General features: G+C 61.8%; 17 protein-coding genes. 8 read left to right on the top strand and 9 right to left on the bottom strand.

Features of this window, described 5'->3' with window-relative positions; all coding sequences use genetic code 11:
* Positions 1-18: 18 nt before the first annotated feature.
* Complete coding sequence (locus tag B9Z52_RS13235; protein WP_108414329.1) at positions 19-1191, bottom strand: class I SAM-dependent methyltransferase; 1173 nt, start codon at positions 1189-1191, stop codon at positions 19-21.
* 133 nt (positions 1192-1324) lie between these two features.
* Between B9Z52_RS13235 and B9Z52_RS13230 the strand changes: the two genes are divergently transcribed.
* The 6 genes from B9Z52_RS13230 to B9Z52_RS13205 are packed head-to-tail and all read left to right on the top strand — an operon-like array spanning position 1325 to position 5130.
* On the top strand, positions 1325-2098 hold the full coding sequence (locus B9Z52_RS13230; RefSeq protein WP_108414328.1) for an SDR family oxidoreductase: 774 nt from the start codon (positions 1325-1327) through the stop codon (positions 2096-2098).
* Positions 2095-2490 carry a dihydroneopterin aldolase gene (locus B9Z52_RS13225; protein WP_108414327.1) on the top strand — a complete coding sequence of 132 codons (396 nt, stop codon included), beginning with the start codon at positions 2095-2097 and terminating at the stop codon, positions 2488-2490. The genes B9Z52_RS13230 and B9Z52_RS13225 overlap by 4 nt, the downstream gene beginning before the upstream one ends.
* Positions 2487-2858, top strand: coding sequence for a dihydroneopterin aldolase (locus tag B9Z52_RS13220; protein WP_108324516.1), 372 nt, complete (start codon positions 2487-2489; stop codon positions 2856-2858). The genes B9Z52_RS13225 and B9Z52_RS13220 overlap by 4 nt, the downstream gene beginning before the upstream one ends.
* Before the next feature lie 2 nt (positions 2859-2860).
* Positions 2861-3799 (top strand): tRNA 2-thiocytidine(32) synthetase TtcA, encoded by a 939-nt coding sequence (gene ttcA / locus B9Z52_RS13215; RefSeq protein WP_108414326.1) that lies wholly within the window; start codon positions 2861-2863, stop codon positions 3797-3799.
* A 17-nt stretch (positions 3800-3816) separates the two neighbouring features.
* Complete coding sequence (locus tag B9Z52_RS13210; protein ID WP_108414325.1) at positions 3817-4464, top strand: DUF4136 domain-containing protein; 648 nt, start codon at positions 3817-3819, stop codon at positions 4462-4464.
* Positions 4465-4485: 21 nt separating this feature from the next.
* Positions 4486-5130, top strand: coding sequence for a histidine phosphatase family protein (locus B9Z52_RS13205; protein WP_108414324.1), 645 nt, complete (start codon positions 4486-4488; stop codon positions 5128-5130).
* 254 nt (positions 5131-5384) lie between these two features.
* Here B9Z52_RS13205 and ruvB read toward each other — a convergent pair whose 3' ends face one another.
* The 4 genes from ruvB to ruvA are packed head-to-tail and all read right to left on the bottom strand — an operon-like array spanning position 5385 to position 7680.
* Positions 5385-6437 (bottom strand): Holliday junction branch migration DNA helicase RuvB, encoded by a 1053-nt coding sequence (gene ruvB, locus B9Z52_RS13200; protein WP_108414323.1) that lies wholly within the window; start codon positions 6435-6437, stop codon positions 5385-5387.
* The gene (locus B9Z52_RS13195) at positions 6434-6799 is read right to left on the bottom strand and encodes a type II toxin-antitoxin system PemK/MazF family toxin (protein WP_108414322.1); all 366 of its coding nucleotides are present in this window, start codon (positions 6797-6799) and stop codon (positions 6434-6436) included. The genes ruvB and B9Z52_RS13195 overlap by 4 nt, the downstream gene beginning before the upstream one ends.
* On the bottom strand, positions 6796-7056 hold the full coding sequence (locus B9Z52_RS13190; protein ID WP_108414321.1) for a hypothetical protein: 261 nt from the start codon (positions 7054-7056) through the stop codon (positions 6796-6798). Before B9Z52_RS13190 ends, B9Z52_RS13195 begins: the two co-directional genes overlap by 4 nt.
* A gap of 48 nt (positions 7057-7104) precedes the next feature.
* Positions 7105-7680, bottom strand: coding sequence for a Holliday junction branch migration protein RuvA (gene ruvA / locus B9Z52_RS13185; protein ID WP_108414320.1), 576 nt, complete (start codon positions 7678-7680; stop codon positions 7105-7107).
* An 85-nt stretch (positions 7681-7765) separates the two neighbouring features.
* Here ruvA and B9Z52_RS13180 point away from each other — a divergent pair, with 85 nt between their 5' ends.
* Both B9Z52_RS13180 and ybeY read left to right on the top strand, forming a co-directional pair.
* Positions 7766-8746 (top strand): PhoH family protein, encoded by a 981-nt coding sequence (locus B9Z52_RS13180; protein ID WP_108414319.1) that lies wholly within the window; start codon positions 7766-7768, stop codon positions 8744-8746.
* Positions 8747-8785: 39 nt separating this feature from the next.
* A complete protein-coding gene (ybeY, locus tag B9Z52_RS13175) occupies positions 8786-9241 on the top strand; it encodes an rRNA maturation RNase YbeY (RefSeq protein ID WP_108414318.1) in 456 nt (151 codons plus the stop codon).
* 300 nt (positions 9242-9541) lie between these two features.
* Here the strand turns inward: ybeY and dbpA are convergent, their stop codons facing one another.
* The 4 genes from dbpA to tyrS form a co-directional block, all read right to left on the bottom strand.
* Complete coding sequence (dbpA, locus tag B9Z52_RS13170) at positions 9542-10951, bottom strand: ATP-dependent RNA helicase DbpA (protein ID WP_108414317.1); 1410 nt, start codon at positions 10949-10951, stop codon at positions 9542-9544.
* A 131-nt stretch (positions 10952-11082) separates the two neighbouring features.
* Complete coding sequence (gene dtd, locus B9Z52_RS13165; protein ID WP_108414316.1) at positions 11083-11526, bottom strand: D-aminoacyl-tRNA deacylase; 444 nt, start codon at positions 11524-11526, stop codon at positions 11083-11085.
* Complete coding sequence (locus B9Z52_RS13160; RefSeq protein ID WP_108414315.1) at positions 11523-12449, bottom strand: cation diffusion facilitator family transporter; 927 nt, start codon at positions 12447-12449, stop codon at positions 11523-11525. Before B9Z52_RS13160 ends, dtd begins: the two co-directional genes overlap by 4 nt.
* Before the next feature lie 42 nt (positions 12450-12491).
* A complete protein-coding gene (gene tyrS, locus B9Z52_RS13155; protein WP_108414314.1) occupies positions 12492-13724 on the bottom strand; it encodes a tyrosine--tRNA ligase in 1233 nt (410 codons plus the stop codon).
* Positions 13725-13853: the final 129 nt, after the last annotated feature.

Raw genomic sequence — 13853 nt, 5'->3', positions numbered from 1 at the left:
GTGCGCCTTTGTTGCGGTTCAGAGCCGGTGCGACCGGTCACCCCGGTCAAACCCTTGTGCGGCCCAATCGGCCGAGGTGGCCAAGCCGATCACCTTGAACAGCTCGCCCATCTCGTGCTCGTTGACCAGTCGCTGGGCCTGGCTGCGCTCGGCCAAAGAAGCCTCGGCCATGCGCTCGGCAAGACCCAGGTTCAATAAAAACCAAGCTTGGCTGGTGTAGCCGAGCACATGCAAGCCCGCGTTTTGAGCGGCCAGCGCCACACCGGTGAAGTTGACGTGGGACGTGATGTCTTTTTGACCCACCGCCACCAGCGGATCGGCATCGGCCTGGTGCAGCTGGTGACACATGACAGTGCCCATGTGGCGTTGGGGGTGGAAGTATTCGCCCTCAGGGAAACCGTAATCCAGAAAAAACGCCGCGCCGCCACGGCCGGCCTGCAAGCGCTCGGCCAGGCTGGCGATGAAGGCTTCAGCTTGCGGGTGGATTTCGGTCAGGTAGTCGTGCTCGCCCTCGATGGCCATCGGTGGGCGCAAGTCGGTCGGGCGGTCTTGCCAAGCCAAGGTCCGGCCCTCACCCTCGCCTGCGCTGACCACACCGCGCTCGTGCCAAACGCCACCTGTGCGCTGCAAAAGCTGTACCGGCATGGCGTCGAGCACTTCGTTGCCCACCACCACGCCTTCAATCACCTCGGGCCAGGCGTCGAGCCAGCGCACTTTGTGGGCGTGCGCCGCCAAGGTCTGCGCCTGCCGGGCGCGCAAGGTGCCCGACAAGTCGATGATGGTGTAACGCGCCACCGCGTCGCCCAAGCTGTCCAGCAACTGCAGGGCCAAGGCGCCGGTGCCAGCGCCAAATTCCCAGACCTCCTGCGTGCCTGTGGCTTGCAAGGCTTGGCGCACCTGCACCGCCAGGGTGGATCCAAACATCGGCGACAAACCGGGCGCGGTCACGAAATCGCTGCCCGAAGACGGCATGGCACCGAACTTTTGCAGGTCGTTGGTGTAATAGCCCAGACCCGGCTCGTACAGGGCCATGGCCATGAAGCGGTCAAAGCCGATCCAGCCGCCCGCTTGCGCGATGGCTTGGTGAATGAGGCGGGTCAATTCGGAAGAATGATGGGGATGCTGCGTGGTCACGCGGTGATTGTCGCCGAAGGTGTACGGGGGTTGACGGGGTGCCAAGTCCGAATTCATGGCTTGCCCGATAATTGGCGGTTTGCTTGACCCGCTGTCATGCAGGATTTGATCCTGCATCCATGTTGGCGCAAGCAGGGACCCCGAACCCACGTCCGGGGTGACAAATCCACCGCATCCATTCACTTCATTCATGAAACAAGTTCTGGTCACCGGTGGCGCTCACCGCCTGGGCGCCGAGATCGTTCGCCAATTTGCGGCGGCGGGCTGGCGCGTGTGGTGCCATTACCAACGCTCGGCCGATGCGGCCAAGGCACTGCAGGCTGAGTTGCGGGCCGCAGGGGGCCACATTGAATGCGTGCAAGCCGATTTGGCGAAAAGCTTTGAGGTCGAGCGCATGGTGGCCCACATCACGCAAACCACCGGGCCGCTGGATTGCTTGGTGAACAACGCGTCTTTGTTCGAGCCCGATGAAGGCACCGACATGGACTTGCCCGGCGCGCGCCAACAACTCGAAGTGAACTTGATCGCCCCCATGCTGCTGGCCTCGCTGATGGCCAGGCAAGCCGCGCCCAAGGCCACGCCCGGCCAGCGCAGCGTGGTCCACATCCTGGACCAGAAGGTGTTCAACCTGAACCCGGACTATTTCTCGTACACCGTCTCGAAACTGGCGCTGGAACGTGCCGTCTCCTTGCAGGCGCAAGCCCTGGCCCCTTTGCGCGTGTGCGGCGTGGCTCCGGGCCTGATGTTTTTGAGCGGCCCACAAACCCAAGAGAACTTTGACCGCAACAGCCGCGTGAACCTGCTGCGCGAACCGATCGACCCGGCGCAGGTGGCGGCCACTTGCGTTTTTCTGGCGCAAAACCCCTGCATCACCGGCACCACGGTGTGTGTGGACAACGGCCAACACCTGGTGCCTTTGGCGCGCGACGTGATGTTTTTGGGTGAACCGAAAGACCCTGCATGAGCGCGCTGATGACCGATTTGGCGCTGAACTGCCGCCGCCTGTTTTTGCGCAACCACACGGTGGACGTGCGCATCGGCGCACACGATTTTGAAAAGCTCGGGCCCCAGCGCATCGTCTTCAACGTCGAGCTGTTCGTGCCCTACAGCGCGTCCACCCCTGCGCAAGACGATTTGGCCGAGGTGGTGGACTACGACTTCATCCGCGAGGTGATTGCGCGCCGGGTGGCCCAGGGCCACATCGTGTTGCAAGAGACTTTGTGCGACGATCTGATGCGCGAGCTGGTCGCGCACCCGCAGGTGCAGGCGGTGCGCCTGTCCAGCTGCAAACCCGATGTGTACCCGGACTGCGAAGCCGTCGGGGTTGAAATTTTCCAAATCAAATCCGCGCCATGAAAACACCCGCAGGACACCAAACTTTGGAGCTGACCGGTTTGCGCTTTGACGCGAATCTGGGCATTCTGGAACACGAAAAAACAGACCCGCAGCCGATCCAGGTCGATGCCGAGCTGAACCTGGGCACGCAGCCCCTGCTGCCCAGCGACGACGACATCCACCATGTGCTGGACTACCGCAAGGTGCGCAAAATCATCATCGACGAATGCACCGCCGAGCACATCAACCTGCTGGAAACGCTGATCGGCAAAGTGTCGAACCGCCTGATGCAATTGCCCGGCGTGTTGGGCGTGCGCGTCAAGATTGCCAAACTTGAAATTTTTGAAGACTGCGAAGTGGCCATTCGCATGGAAACCGGACAGTGGTGAACATGAACACAACAACTGAAAACACCTGGGTGGACGCTGAGGCCGAAGCCAATGCAGCAGCGGCCAAAGCCATCAAGATCGAACGCGAAACCCACAAGCTCGAAAAACGCCTGTGCCGCCAAATGGGCCAGGCGATCAGTGACTTCAACCTGATCGAAGCGGGCGACCGCATCATGGTCTGCATGTCGGGTGGCAAAGACAGCTACGGCATGTTGGACATCTTGCTCAAGATGAAGGCCCGTGCTCCGGTGGACTTTGAGTTGGTCGCGGTCAACCTCGACCAAAAGCAACCCGGCTTTCCCGATCACATCCTGCCTGCCTACCTCAAAGAGCTGGGTGTGGAGTACCACATCGAAACACAAGACACGTATTCGATCGTGAAAGACAAGATCCCCGAAGGCAAGACCATGTGCAGCCTGTGCTCGCGTCTGCGCCGAGGTATTTTGTACCGCGTGGCACGGGAGTTGAAGTGCAACAAGCTGGCGCTCGGCCACCACCGCGACGACATGCTGCAGACCTTCTTTTTGAACATGTTCTTTGGCGGCAAGCTCAAAGGCATGCCCCCGAAGCTGGTCAGCGACAACGGCGAGTTCATGGTCATCCGCCCGCTGGCCTACGTGGCCGAGACCGACCTGATCCGTTGGGCAGAGCACCGACAGTTCCCCATCATCCCGTGCACCCTGTGTGGCAGCCAAGAAAACCTGCAACGCCTGCAGGTGGGCAACATGCTGCGCGAGTGGCAAAAGAAGCACCCTGGCCGCATTGAAAACATGTTTGCGGCTTTGCAAAATGTGGTGCCCTCGCATTTGATGGACGCCAAACTGCACGGCTTCAAAGACTTGAAGATCACCGGCATTGAATCGGACGACGGCGACAAAGCCTTTGACGAAGAAGAGTTCAAGGAAGCGTCCTTGCCGGGCATTCAGGTCATCTCGATGTAAACCTCTGGAGACGGGTCATGCGCCAACCAACTCAGCCGTTTGATCGCCCATTCACTTGGCGGATTTCTTTGGCCATGGCCGCTCTGGCCATGGCGCTGTTGTCGGGCTGCGCCACTGTGCGTCTGATCGACAGCGATGTGGTGTCGGTGGCCGCCGCACCTGCAGGCATGAGCTTGCAAGGGGCCACATACCGCTTTGAGCGCCTGCCCTCGCAGGCCAACAACCCCGAAGCAGGCCTGGCCGAACAACAAGCACAAGCGGCCATGACGGCGGTGGGTTTGGTGCGTGACGATGCGAATGCCCAGCTCAGCGTGTTGGTGGGCTTTGCGGGCACGCAATACCTGGCCGATCCTTGGGGCCGTCCTTTGCCACCGGGTGCCTGGTCGCCTTTTTACGGCAGCATTTCCATGGGGCGCGGCATCGGGCCCAACGTGGGTCTGGGCATGGGCATGCGCTTTCCGCCCCCGACACAATATCGCCGCGAAGTCAGCCTGATCATGCGCGACTTGAGATCCAGCCAAGTGGTCTATGAAACCCGCGCCACGCACGATGGCCCCTGGAACGACAGCGCGCAGCTGTTTGCCACGCTGTTCCAGGCCGCCATGGCCAACTTTCCGAACCCGCCAGCCGGTCTGCGCCGGGTGAACATCGAAATCCCCCGCTGAATTTTCTGGACACTGCCTCGCATGGACGCCACCCGCATTCTGGCCATTCGGCACGGAGAAACCGCCTGGAACGTGGACACCCGCCTCCAGGGGCATCTGGACATTCCGCTCAACGAGGTGGGTTTGCAGCAAGCCGCGCACCTGGCCCAAACTCTGGTACAGCGCGATGCCATCGACGCGGTGTATGCCAGCGACCTGTCGCGCGCCCACACCACCGCCAGCGCGATTGCCCAAGCCGTGGGCCAATCGGTCACGGCACACCCCGGCTTGCGCGAACGGCACTTTGGCGCTTTTCAGGGCCGCACTTTTGCCGAGATCGAGGCCGAGTTGCCGGGCGAAGCCTGGCACTGGCGCAAACGCACCCCCGAGTGGGTGCCACCGGACGGTGGCGAGTCCTTGATCGTGCTGCGCGAACGCATTTTGAACACCGTAGACGAATTGGCCGCACGCCACCCCGGCCAGCAAATCGTGATGGTCGCGCACGGCGGCGTGATGGACATCCTCTACCGCGCAGCGACCCGACTGGACCTGCAGGCACCGCGTACCTGGCAGCTGACCAACACCGCCGTCAACCGGCTGCTGTGGACACCGCAAGGCTTGTCATTGGTCGGCTGGGGCGACACCTCGCACCTGGATGCGCTGGGCAAGGACGAGGCGACAGCCTGAAGCCTCAGTGGGAGACCGCCCCAGCGGGCGAGTCAGCCCCCGTTCGTCAGCGCACACGCTCACAGGGGTGAGCTCTTACAAGGGGCCACTTGCGTGATGTCAGATTCTGTAGGAGCCCAACCCTTTGGGCGATGGCGTGGGGTGGCTGTATGCAGGCAATCGCCCACGGGGTGGGCTCCTGCGAAAAGCAACTTGGCATCGCTTGTCGACAGCTCGGATCGATCAGCGCCCGCAAAGGCAAGTGGTTTTTGACTTTACATCCGTTCGCCAAACGATTTGGGCGGTGTCACGCCCAGATGCTTGAAGGCCGCCAGCGTGGCGATGCGCCCACGCGGGGTGCGCTGCAAATAACCTTGCTGGATCAAATACGGCTCGATCACGTCCTCGATGGTGTCACGCTCTTCGCCGATGCTGGCGGCGATGTTGTCCAAGCCCACTGGGCCGCCGTCAAAACGGTGGATCACCGCTTCCAGCAGTTTGCGGTCCATCAAATCAAAGCCTTCGGGGTCCACGTCCAGCATGACCAGGGCTTTTTGGGCGATGGCCTTGTGGATGGTGCCGTCGCCTTTGACGTCGGCATAGTCGCGCACCCGGCGCAGCAAGCGGTTGGCAATGCGCGGCGTGCCGCGTGAGCGTCGGGCGATTTCAAACGAGCCTTCGGCGTCGATCGGCGCTTTGAGCAGCCCAGCGCTGCGGGTCACGATGCGGGTCAACTCTTCGGGGGTGTAGAACTCCAGCCGCGACACAATGCCAAAGCGGTCGCGCAGCGGGTTGGTGAGCATGCCGGCGCGGGTGGTCGCGCCCACCAGGGTGAAGGGCTGCAAATCGAGCTTGATGCTGCGCGCCGCTGGGCCTTCGCCGATCATGATGTCGATCTGGTAGTCCTCCAGCGCGGGGTACAAGATTTCCTCGACCACAGGCGAGAGGCGGTGGATCTCGTCGATGAAGAGCACATCGTTTCGCTCCAAATTGGTCAGCAGCGCCGCCAGGTCCTTGGGCTTTTCGAGCACCGGGCCACTGGTTTGGCGCAGGTTCACGCCCAACTCGGCGGCAATGATGTGACTCAGCGTGGTCTTGCCCAAACCGGGCGGGCCAAACAGCAGCACATGGTCCAGCGGCTCCTCGCGCATCTTGGCCGCGCTGATGAAGATCTCCAGCTGCTCTCGCACCTTGACCTGACCCACGTACTCGTCGAGCAGTTTGGGGCGCAAGGCGCGCTCAATGGCTTCCTCTTGGTGCGACACGGGGGCGGCCGAGATGACTCGGGGCACGGGTTCGGGCAAAAAGTCGTCGGTGCGGATGCTCATGGGGAAACCAACTCGATGATGTCGTTGAGCTCAAGACGAGCGGATTGAAAAATGGCGTCACTGACCCGCTTCCATGGGTGAGGTGTCGCACCACGTTGTCGCCAGTCAAAGCTCTTGGGCTGGTTGCAAATGATGTAGCTCGCTTGCTTGGCCGATTTGCTGTTGTCAATCGCAAACGGGTTGGTGGCGTTGTAAGCTGCCGTGGACATGGGAAAGCCGATGACCAACGATGTCCTGTCGTTGAAAGCCTTGGGTGACAGGACCAGCATGGGGTGCATGTCACGCATCTCGCGGCCCACCTGCGGATTGAAATTGATCCAGATGATGTCTTGCCGGTCGGGCACCCAAACGGACCGGCTCACTCGGAAGCCCCAAACTCGGCGCCTTGGGGGGCATCCTGCATGACCTCACCACCGTGCACCTGGGGGTCAAAAGCCGCCAACTTGTCTTGCAAGCTGGGGCGCTGAGGCACGGCGCGCAACTCCAAACACCCTTTGGACACGACGGTGGCTTGCAAAGGCGTGCCCGGCGTGATGCCCAGCGTCTGCATCAACTCTCGGCTGAGACGAATGCCGTGGCTGTTGCCCCAAGTGGAAATGGTCAAGGCAGTGGTTTTCATGCACAAAGTATATCCAACGGATATCCAAACACAAGGCCGCCCGAATGTTTATTTGTTCAAGGCCTTGAGCGCCAGCTTGATGCCCTCGCTCACGCCCACATCGGCGGGCAGGCTCTTGAGGGCGACCGACGCTTCCTTGTCGCTGTAACCCAGCGCCATCAGGGCTTGCTGGATGTCGCTTTGCGCGTCGCTGGTGTTCACGGCAAACAGGCCGCCCAAGTCCCCCCCCAGCTTGCCCTTGAGCTCCAGCAGCAGGCGCTCGGCTGTCTTTTTGCCGATACCCGGCACTTTGACCAGACGCCCCACTTCTTGGGTGGTGATGGCTTGGGCCAAGTCATCCACGCTCATGCCGGACAACACACTCAGGGCGGTGCGGGGGCCCACGCCCGAAATTTTGATGAGCTGGCGAAACGCCTCGCGCTCGCTCAAAGTGGCAAAGCCGTACAAGATCTGGGCGTCTTCGCGCACCACAAAGTGCGTGACCAGGCTGACCTTCTCGCCGGTGGCGGGCAAGTTGTAGAAAGTGCTCATGGGCACATTCACCTCGTAGCCCACGCCATGGCAGTCCACGATCACCTCGGGGGGGTTCTTGTCGCTCAGGATGCCGGTCAGTTTGCCAATCATGGAGAGGGTGCCTTCAAATGCCTATCATGGGAGAAAATGCGCGGTGGCCAATGACCCGGCACCGCGCTCACCTAGGATTATCAACTTGATCGTCAGACACACCTTCACCCCGCACAACAACACCCGCCTGTCGCACCTGTGCGGCCCGATGGACGCGCACCTGCGCACCATTGAAGCGGGTCTGCAAGTGAGCATCGCGCACCGGCACGAGCAGTTCAAGGTAGACGGCCCCAAGGCGGTGGCCATGCGGGCCATGGAGATATTGCAAGCGATTTACGAGCGGGCCGACCGCCCGATTGCCCCTGACATGGTGCAACTCATGCTGGTGGGCGACAGCGGGGGCGAAGAAGCCGAGCTGCCCGCGCTGCAAACCCGCCGCGCCGACCTGAAGGCCCGCACCCCCGTGCAGGCGGCGTATCTGGAAAGTATCGCCAGCCACGACATCAGCTTTGGCATTGGCCCAGCAGGCACGGGCAAGACCTATCTGGCCGTGGCCTGCGCGGTGGACGCGCTGGAGCGCTCCAGCGTGCAGCGCATTGTGCTGACGCGCCCGGCGGTGGAAGCCGGTGAACGCCTGGGCTTCTTGCCGGGCGACCTGTCGCAAAAGGTCGATCCCTACCTGCGCCCCCTGTACGACGCGCTGTACGACCTGATGGGTTACGACAAGGTGCAAAAAGCCTTTGAGCGCAACGCCATCGAGATCGCGCCGCTGGCCTTCATGCGCGGGCGCACGCTGAACAACGCCTTTGTGATTCTGGACGAAGCGCAAAACACCAGCACAGAGCAAATGAAGATGTTCTTGACCCGCATCGGCTTTGGCGCCAAGGCCGTGGTCACGGGCGATGTGAGCCAGATCGACTTGCCCAAAGGGCAATTGAGCGGTCTGATCGACGCCGAGCGCGTCTTGAAGCGCGTCAAAGGCATTGCTTTCACCCGTTTCAGCAGCGCCGATGTGGTGCGCCACCCGCTGGTGGCCCGCATCGTGGACGCCTACGAAGCGCAAGGCAGCGCGGTCATGCGCGCAGGCATCAGCACCCGCCGCAAGCCTTTGCCCACCGACGACTGAACACCCGACCGACACCCGACCGACACCCGACAAGCACCCATGGCCCTGCAAAAACTCCAGCTCTCTCTGCAATTTGGCGACATGCCTGATGCAGCCCGCCACCGCGCCGCCCTGCCCCGCCACGCGGTGACACGCGCGATTCGCCACGCCTTGGCCGACGACGCCGAAATCACGGTGCGCATCGTGGGCGAGAAAGAAGGCCGCGAGCTCAACAAGAGCTACCGCAAAAAGGACTACGCCACCAACGTGCTGACTTTTGACTATGCGCAAGAACCCGTGGTGCTGGCCGACCTGGTGCTGTGCGCCCCGGTGGTCGCGCGTGAGGCCAAAGAGCAAGGCAAGACGCTGGCAGCGCATTACGCGCACCTGCTGGTGCACGGTACCTTGCACGCCCAGGGCTGGGACCACGAGACCAGCGAGGCCGATGCCGAAGAGATGGAGGCCTACGAAATTGACATCCTGGCGGAGTTGGGGATCAAGAACCCTTATCTGTAGTGTTCAGCGGGTGAGGCCTTGAATGGGAAGGGGCCGGGTTCCTCATAACGGGGTACCGACAAATCGTCACCCGGCCCCATCCCACACAAGGCCGTGGTGCTCTTTTAAAACTCGCGGGTCATCTGAGCCATGTCAAACCTGCAGGCTTCGAATCGAAAGCCGCTAATTCACAGCCAACCATTTGCGCGAATGACAACTCAGGTGTGTGAGGGGATGCGGCGGGCGACGATTTGTCGGTACCCCGTTATGAGGAGCCCGCCGCATCCCCTCACACACCGCCCCCCCCAACAGAAACAAACGTCAGATCAATCGGACCTTCACAGTCTTGCCCTTGATCTTGCCGCTCGACAGCTGCGCCTCGACCTTCTTGGCCAGATCGGCCAACACCGCCACATAAGTCGAAAACTCGTTCACGTTGATCTTGCCGACCTGCTCGCGGGTCAAGCCGCACTCGCCAGCCAGTGCGCCCATCACGTCGCCTGCGCGGATTTTTTCCTTGCGGCCACCCACGATTTGCAAAGTGCGCATCGGTGGGCGCAAAGGGCCACCGGCTGCAGGCATCAGGATGGACAAAGGCTGCCAATCGGATTCGCGGCCTTGCAAGACCTCGATCTTGCCGACCGAACCCATCTCGTCCATGCTGACCAGCGTGAGCGCCAAGCCTTCGGCATCGCCCCGGCCGGTGCGGCCAATGCGGTGGATGTGAATCTCTGCGTCGGGCGTCACGTCCACGTTGATCACAGCCTCCAAGCCTTCCACGTCCAGCCCACGCGAAGCCACATCGGTGGCCACCAGCACCGAACAGCTGCGGTTGGCAAACTGCACCAGCACCTGATCGCGCTCGCGCTGCTCCAGCTCGCCATACAAAGCCAAAGCGCTCAAGCCCTGGGCTTGCAGCACGGCCACCACATCGCGGCACTGCTGCTTGGTGTTGCAAAACACCAGCGTGCGCTCGGGGCGGTAATGGGCCAGGATGCTGGACACGGCATGCAAACGCTCGTGCTCGGTCACTTCAAAAAAGATCTGGCGGATCTTGTGCGCGCTGTGCTGCGCCTCGACCTGGATGGTCTTGGGCTGGCGCATGAACTGCGCAGCCAGCTTGTCAATGCCCTCGGGGTAGGTGGCCGAAAACAACAAAGTCTGGCGGTCCTTGGCGCACTGGCGCACCACCTTGGCGATGTCGTCAAAAAAGCCCATGTCCAACATGCGGTCGGCTTCGTCCAGCACCAGCGTGTTCACGCCAGCCAAGCTCAGCGAGCCGCGCTCCAGGTGGTCCAAGATGCGACCGGGCGTGCCCACCACGATGTCGGCACCGTGCTCTAGGCTCACCGTTTGGCCGCGCAAGGCCACGCCACCGCACAGGGTGACCACCTTCACGTTTTGGCGGGCACGGGCCAGGCGGCGGATTTCCATCGTCACCTGATCGGCCAGCTCGCGGGTGGGGCACAAGATCACCGCTTGCACCGGCGCGCTGGGCGAGCCCGCGCTTTGCAAGCGTTCAATCAGGGGCAAGCCAAAGGCCACGGTCTTGCCGCTGCCGGTGCTGGCCTGGGCAATCAGGTCCTGCCCCGCCAAAGTCACAGGCAAGCTCGCCGCCTGAATGGGCGTCATCTGGGCAAAGCCCAATTGCTCAAGGTTTTGAAGGGTGGCGGGCGCCAGCGTCAGCTGGTCAAAGCGAAGCGATGTCGCGTCTTGGGGTTTTACAGTCATGCAGGGATTATCGGTGGCGAGGCTGATGATTGCGGACCGACATGAAAACCATCTGCAGTTCAACGGCCTCAGTCCACCCTGCACACCATTGACTGAGTCACCATGGCCTGTGCATCGGCATAACGCTCTTTTCAAGCACTCATGCGCATGGGGATGGTGATGGGGCCGTCGTTGACGAGCGAGACCTGCATGTCGGCGGCGAAGCGGCCGGTTTGCACCTGGGGGTGCTGGGTGCGGGCTTGGGCGACGAAGTGGTCATACAGGCGTCGGCCTTCGTCGGGTGGGGCGGCTTGGGTGAAGCTGGGGCGGTTGCCACCTGCCACGTCGGCGGCCAGGGTGAATTGACTGACGATGAGCAGGCCGCCGCCGATGTCTTGCACGCTGCGGTTCATCTTGCCGGCGTCGTCGCTGAAGATGCGCAGCTTGAGCATCTTGGCGAGCATTTTGTCGGCCACGGCGTCGGTGTCGCCTTTTTCGGCGCAAAGCAAAACAAGCAGGCCGGCGCCGATCTGGCCGATGACTTGGCCATCGACCTGCACGCTGGCTTGGCTCACGCGCTGCAGGAGGGCGATCATTTCAGGTCGCGGGGGTCGTCGAAGTGGGCTTCGACGTCGCTGGGCAGCAGCTGGATGCTGGCGCGCAGACCGGGCACTTCACTCATGAGGGCTTGCTCGACGCTGGTGCGCAGGGCGGCGGCGCGGCCCAGTGTCCAGCTGGCGGGCATGTGCATGTGCACGTCGACAAATCGGCGTTGTCCGGCTTTGCGGGTGGTGAGGTGGTCAAAGCGGATGATTTCGACATCGCCACGCTGGTGGGCAAAGCCCTGCAAGACGGTATGGATGTCGGCCAAGACCTCGGCTTCCACCGCTTCGTCCATGAGGCCTTGCGAGGATTCCCAGACGAGGTGAGCGCCTTCTTTGAGGATGTTGAGGGCGACGCCGATGGCGACAACGGCGTCAAGCCACAGCCAGCCGGTGACGCTGACCAGCGCGATGCCGAGCACGACGCCAGCGGAGGTCCAGACGTCGGTGACCAGGTGGCGGGCATCGGCTTGCAGCGCCAGCGAGCGGTGTTGTTTGGCGGCGCGGAACATGAGCCAGGCCAGCAAGCCGTTGAGGGCCGAGCTGCCCACCGACAGGGCCAAGCCCAGGCCGACTTGCTCAATCGGCTGGGGGTCAAAGATGCGGTGCGCCGCAGCCCAGACGATGCCAAGAGCAGCCACGATGATGAGGATGCCCTCGAAGCCGGAGGAAAAGTATTCGGCTTTGTGGTGTCCGTAGGGGTGGTCTTCGTCGGGCGGCATTTCGGCCACGGTGACCATCATGAGGCCGAAAATGGCGCTGGCCAGGTTGACCAGGGACTCCATGGCGTCGGACAGCAGGCCGACCGAGTCGGTGAGCCACCAGGCCAGGGTTTTGAGGGCGATGGTGATCAGAGCGACCACCACCGAGGCCCAAAGCATGCGCTTTGGGTTCATCCAGGCATCAAGTTGTTTCATGCGTTGAGGATACTCCGCAGCGATGAAGCGCCCGTGACCGGATCAGGCCAGGGTGACTTTGGCGAACTTGCGCTTGCCCACTTGCACCACGTAGGTGCCCGCTTCGAGCTTGAGGCCTTTGTCACTGATGACCGTGGAGTCAATGCGCACGCCACCGCCGTCAATCAGGCGCCCGGCTTCTGTGGTGGAAGGGGCCAGGCCTGCCGATTTGAGCAAGGCGCCAATGCCTATGGGGGCGCCGGACAGGGAGACCTCGGGGATGTCGTCGGGGACGCCGCCTTTGCTGCGGTTGATGAAGTCTTGCTCGGCGGCATCGGCAGCGGCTGCGCTGTGGAATCGGGTGGTGATTTCCTTGGCCAGCATGACCTTGGCGTCTTTGGGGTTGCGCCCGCCTTCGATTTCTTTTTTAAGTGCTTCGATTTCGGCCATGGACTTGAAGGACAGCAGCGTGTACCAGCGCCACATGAGGGTGTCGGAGATGCTCAGCACCTTGGCGAACATGCTGTTGGCTTCTTCGGTGATGCCGATGTAGTTGTTCTTGGACTTGGACATTTTGTCCACGCCGTCCAGGCCTTCGAGCAGGGGCATGGTCAGGATGCATTGCTGGTCCTGTCCGTATTCGGCCTGCAGGTGGCGGCCCATGAGCAGGTTGAACTTCTGATCGGTGCCGCCCAACTCCAGATCGCTCTTGAGTGCCACCGAGTCGTAGCCTTGCATGAGTGGGTACAAAAATTCGTGCACGCTGATGGGGGTGCCTGCGTGGAAGCGGTCGTGGAAGTCGTTGCGCTCCATCATGCGGGCCACGGTGTACTTGGCGGCCAGCTGGATCATGCCCATGGAGCCCAAGGGGAGCGACCACTCGCTGTTGTATCGGATCTCGGTTTTGGCGGGGTCCAGCACGAGGCTGGCTTGCTTGTAATAGGTTTCGGCGTTGAGCTTGATCTGCTCAGACGTGAGCGGCGGGCGGGTGTTGTTGCGACCGGACGGGTCGCCGATCAGGCTGGTGAAGTCGCCAATCAGGAAAATGACTTGGTGCCCCAGGTCTTGGAGCTGGCGCATTTTGTTGAGCACCACGGTGTGACCGATGTGGATGTCGGGCGCGGTCGGGTCCAAGCCCAGCTTGATGCGCAGGGGCACGCCTGTGGCCTCGGATTTGGCCAGTTTTTGCAGCCAGTCTTCTTTGGGAATCAGCTCTTCACAGCCGCGCAAAGTGACCTCCAAAGCATTCAAAACCGAATCCGTGATCGGGTATTTTGTAACAAGCGCTTGATTCATAAAGGTTTTTTCTGGAGTCAATTGGGCTCGGGCGGTAAAATCTGTGCCTCACCAAGGCCTCCATTTTAGGTGGATGCGCTTGTCTATATTCATTGACCAGCACTGCAAATGCGATGCTGGCCAAAGCAA

This window comes from Limnohabitans sp. Jir72 (assembly GCF_003063575.1).
Lineage (GTDB): Bacteria > Pseudomonadota > Gammaproteobacteria > Burkholderiales > Burkholderiaceae_C > Limnohabitans_A.
The sequence above is the reverse complement of the archived record's forward strand: the minus strand, read 5'-3'. Positions and strand labels throughout refer to the sequence as shown.